The organism is Parabacteroides sp. AF17-3 (assembly GCF_003635445.1).
Lineage (GTDB): Bacteria > Bacteroidota > Bacteroidia > Bacteroidales > Tannerellaceae > Parabacteroides > Parabacteroides goldsteinii.
In genome coordinates this window covers 1-4,338 of sequence record NZ_QTMM01000038.1, presented here as the reverse complement: position 1 = coordinate 4,338, position 4,338 = coordinate 1, and the positions used below count along the sequence as shown (strand labels likewise).

General features: G+C 34.9%; 4 protein-coding genes. 1 reads left to right on the top strand and 3 read right to left on the bottom strand.

What is annotated here, in order from left to right:
• Window positions 1–80: 80 nt before the first annotated feature.
• From DWW91_RS27360 to DWW91_RS27350, 3 genes are all read right to left on the bottom strand, one after another.
• Complete coding sequence (locus DWW91_RS27360; protein ID WP_122329432.1) at window positions 81–833, bottom strand: hypothetical protein; 753 nt, start codon at window positions 831–833, stop codon at window positions 81–83.
• A gap of 627 nt (window positions 834–1,460) precedes the next feature.
• Window positions 1,461–2,759: a hypothetical protein gene (locus tag DWW91_RS27355; RefSeq protein ID WP_046147224.1), complete on the bottom strand. Its 1,299-nt coding sequence runs from the start codon at window positions 2,757–2,759 to the stop codon at window positions 1,461–1,463.
• A gap of 131 nt (window positions 2,760–2,890) precedes the next feature.
• Window positions 2,891–3,529 carry a hypothetical protein gene (locus tag DWW91_RS27350; RefSeq protein ID WP_122329430.1) on the bottom strand — a complete coding sequence of 213 codons (639 nt, stop codon included), beginning with the start codon at window positions 3,527–3,529 and terminating at the stop codon, window positions 2,891–2,893.
• Between the two features lie 349 nt (window positions 3,530–3,878).
• On the opposite strand from DWW91_RS27350, the gene DWW91_RS27345 reads away from it, so the two are divergent.
• Entirely contained in the window at window positions 3,879–4,334 is a 456-nt protein-coding gene (locus DWW91_RS27345) for an HU family DNA-binding protein (RefSeq protein WP_010800778.1), read from the top strand.
• Window positions 4,335–4,338: the final 4 nt, after the last annotated feature.

Below are 4,338 nucleotides of genomic sequence, written 5' to 3'. Positions count from 1 at the left end.
TAACACACCCCTTATCCCCTCTCAAGAGGGGAATTGGTTACTCCCGGCACTATAAACAAATAGCTCAATTTTTTTTAAATTCACGCCGCCCGTACCCCTTTCGGTTCCTCGCGGTATTCTACATAAACGCTTTCCACTTTCACCCCTTTGCGGGCCTGCTTGCGGGCATACGACAGCATCGGACGGAAAATGCGTTCCAGGTCGCTGTCGGGCAGGTTTCGGCCGAGCTCCTGCCACCAAAAGCGCAAGAGGTCAATATAACCGTCCGGTTCGGTCACTACGGGAACGAGTTCGGTTGCTATTTCATTCATTTTCAGAGAAACACGCCCCGATTGCAGGCGACCTTCGGCACGTTCGAGGATTACGGCTTTCTGCGCCTCATCCAGATCATCACGTCCGGCAATACGTTTTTCCGTGCGTTGAAAATTAGCCTGTAAACGCAGTTCCGCTTCTTCGGCATCACGTTTCTGCTTCATCAACCAACTGTTGAGCATCGCAGTAAGTACGTTAGCCGGCGTACCGTTTTTAGTCGGATCAATATTGTTTTCCTGAGAAACGAATTGCTTTTGCACTTCCGTAAGTTGTTGGGTGAAAGGCTTGCGGTCGCTGTTCATGCGCAGCATGTAGCTTCGGCACAGGGTTACATAGCGGTCGGCTTCGGCGGCTAAGGCTTCGTTCATTCCTCCTTCTTTTCCAATCTGTTCGATCAATCGGCGCCCCATCGACAGACAGTTAAGACTCAGGTTGGCGTTTTGTTCGAGTACGCTGACTCCACTTTGAACAGCAACAATCAGATTGTTCTGTTTCGTCGTTAAGATTTCTTTTTTCTTCACGATGTAAGGTTATTAATTTAAAAATTAAAAATTATTTAAGGTAAGATTAATCATCTTCATAGTTTCTTCTTCGGTAAATCTTACAATGGCAAATGTAAGTATAATATTTCATATTAGGATTATAATTCAAGACTTTATTTTCATATTAACTTTTATTTAACTTGTCATATATTAATAGTATGTACACGTTCATTTAAAATATTCAATATATTTATTATCTTAATTGTTACTATATCATAAATAGTTAGTTGTTGTATATTTTATAAATAATAAAAACATCTCTTCCCTCTAGGGAAAAACTGCTATCCGGGAGAAAAAACAATTTCTTTCGGAAGAAAATCAAATTTCATCCGGGAGAAATTGAAAATGGACTCGGATTAACTATTTCAATAATAATAGTTATTGTAAATATAATAGTACTATAGCACTATTACTAAAAGTATTATTTCATTTATTTATAATAAAACAAAAAATATAATTTTTACCTTATTCAAAAAAGCACAAAAGAAAAGGAGTTATCTCAAAATATGAAATTGCTCCTTTTCTACTATAAATATTCATTATTTACATCAAAACGCATAGGTATCAAAGTTTATTTAATAACATTTAATATCTCAATAACATTTGTCATTTAATTATAGAACTCTTAGATGTTTTTTCAAGATTATATTGTTGAATCATTGTATTTGCTTTTTGAATATCAATATATTCAATAGAGTTAGCAGCCTTATAATTACCTTTTGAATCAACAGTTCCTAACACTTTTCCTTCAGGAGTAGAAAGTTTTACTGCCACCTCATAATACTGTACTCCATTCCAATTTCCATTCAACTTTATCACTTTTCGGCTTTGTTCACCAACAAATTCACCAGCATATCTTGTATCAAAACTATATTTTTTCGCTTCCAACCAAGCAATTATAGTTGTATTTGGGGGTAAAACTTGTTTAATAGTTTGATTAAAGTTAAAATCAAAACTTTCATTTTTTCCTGTTGTGAAAGAATAACTATGATCAGTCCTCTTGGTAGTTTCAATTTTTCCATTCAATCCCACATTTATTATAGGTACAGTTACATTAAGACCAGCCCCAACTGTTATAGTTTCTGAAATTAAAAGCCCTTCAGTTTGTGAAAAATGAGATGTATAACTATAACTTTCTATAAGTTGAGCTGTTCTTTCTGCTTCATAAGGTGTATCATTTATAAGTGGACGTGATGTTAAAAATACAACTACCGGTGTAGCATTAGCTTGACCATCAATTATCGAATAATCAACACTCTGCAAGTTAAACTTTTCTACAGGATAAATAAGAAAACCTGCACCCAAATTATCATACGGATTAGTACTATTCAAATATTTAAAATTAGATCCTCCCCATGAGGCATTATATATATAATACATTGGTTTACCGTTTCTCCATATGTACCATTTCTGATCATGGAACTCAATATTCCAATATCCATGCGAAAAAATTTGTTGATTATGCATACATGGAAATGGATCAATTCCTGCATTTGGAGGCAACGGATAGTCAGACAAATACTTTCTTCCTGATTGATATCCTCCAAGCACCTCAATTCCCCACTCTGTTGAAGATCCTGCAATATGTTTTGTAATTAACCATCTTTGCCTTCCAGAACCATCATCTTCATTAGAAGCTACTAGGTCATAACTATCTTTAGAGGAACAACCAAAGAATTTTTTTGTTGCTGCAATTGCCCCTTGTTCGTAAAAAATATGGACTGGAATAGCATTTAATTGTGCTAAAAAACTATTCCCATAAAAATGTGATTTAACACTTTTAGTCTGCAGAAGTTCCAGATTTGAGGCATCACACATTATATCAATTTCTTCATTCTCTTTTTGGCATGAGAACAATACTAATGATACAAATAAAAGCAATGATAATTTTAATAATGTCTTCATAATACTTAATTTTTTAATATTAATACCTATGTTTATTATTATCCCATTTACAACATCAATTGCATACATCAAACCTTCATCTATAATGATAGTAAACACATATAATCATTACCACAAAAAAGAAAGCATTTCTATCTCTTTACAACATTTATAACTACTATACTCCTAATAGGTCGTCCATACACTCCTGATATATCAAACGCAACTCTACATTCACCAACAGATTCCGAAGTCAATAATACTTTATTATTTTTTTTCAATAACACTTCATTTTCGACAACATCTGTATTTGCAATTTCAATACTTCCTTTTCCTTTTAGAAAACGAGCTTTACAAAAGACTTTCATATCTACATCTATTGATAAAATAAATTGAGTAGTATTTCCTATATCTACATCAGATTCAAGATCAGATATAATTGTTTTTATTCCCTCTACTTTTAAATCAATACATGAATAACGTTCTAAAACTTGACCTTTTAACTGCTTCCTTATTAAAAAGGTTAGAGAGTGTACTCCTTCTACTTTTGGTAAATAAACAAATGAGAGTTTTTTCTTATAAAGAGATTTTAAATTAAACTCTTGATTTTGTTCATAACCATCTTCATTTATAAAGATAGTTCCAATTCCTCCTTCTATTAAATACGAAGCATATATTTCATCGTCATCTTCATTGATTCCTTCAATATTTAGAGTACATAACATTTCTTTTCCTACAATCCCTCTATTATCATTCAAATGAACAAAATTGACAGAAAAATCATTAATCATTTCCGTATCATTTTCACATGATGAAAACAAAATAAATAGTAAGCAAAGTATTATTACATAATTACGCATATCAATATATAAATTTACATTACACTCAAATATAGTAACAAATTATTTATAAACATAATTTATTTTAAATAATTACACTATATTGTATTTGCACAAACTATTTTAACTCAATTTGACCTGAGTGCTTTAAAGTAACTTCAGATAGCCAAAACAAATCATAAAATTCATTTAATGCCATCTATCTGCACACAACTCAACTCCGCCTATCCGACCGGTCGTAACTTTGCATTGTCAATCAGACGAAACAACAAAGTATCAACCTTAAAACAATTTATTAACGATGGCCCAGGGCTACAAATTAGTAACAAGAAAAGTGACCGACCTGAAAGGCGGTGCAGCACAGGAAAAAATTTATGCGATACCGGACTACAACGGGCATACCGACATGGATACATTGTGTGTCATGATCGGAGCGCGATCTACCGTTTCCAGCGCCGACGTAAAAGCGGTATTGGATAACCTTAATTTCATCCTCGACATGGAGCTGCGTGCAGGACGTATCGTCCAGTTAGGCGAGTTCGGTAATTTCCGCCTCTCGTTGTCTAGCAACGGCGCAAGCGACAAGAAGTCGTTCTCCCAGGCAGACGTGAAAGGGGCACGTGTGATCTTCACACCCGGCGCGTCCCTGCGTAATACCAAAAAGCTGGTCGCCTTCACCTCTACCGAAAAGAAAGAAGACGAAGGCAGCGGCTCCGAAGGGGGCGGCGGAGGCAGCGACAGACCGGAAATCGAGTAACCCG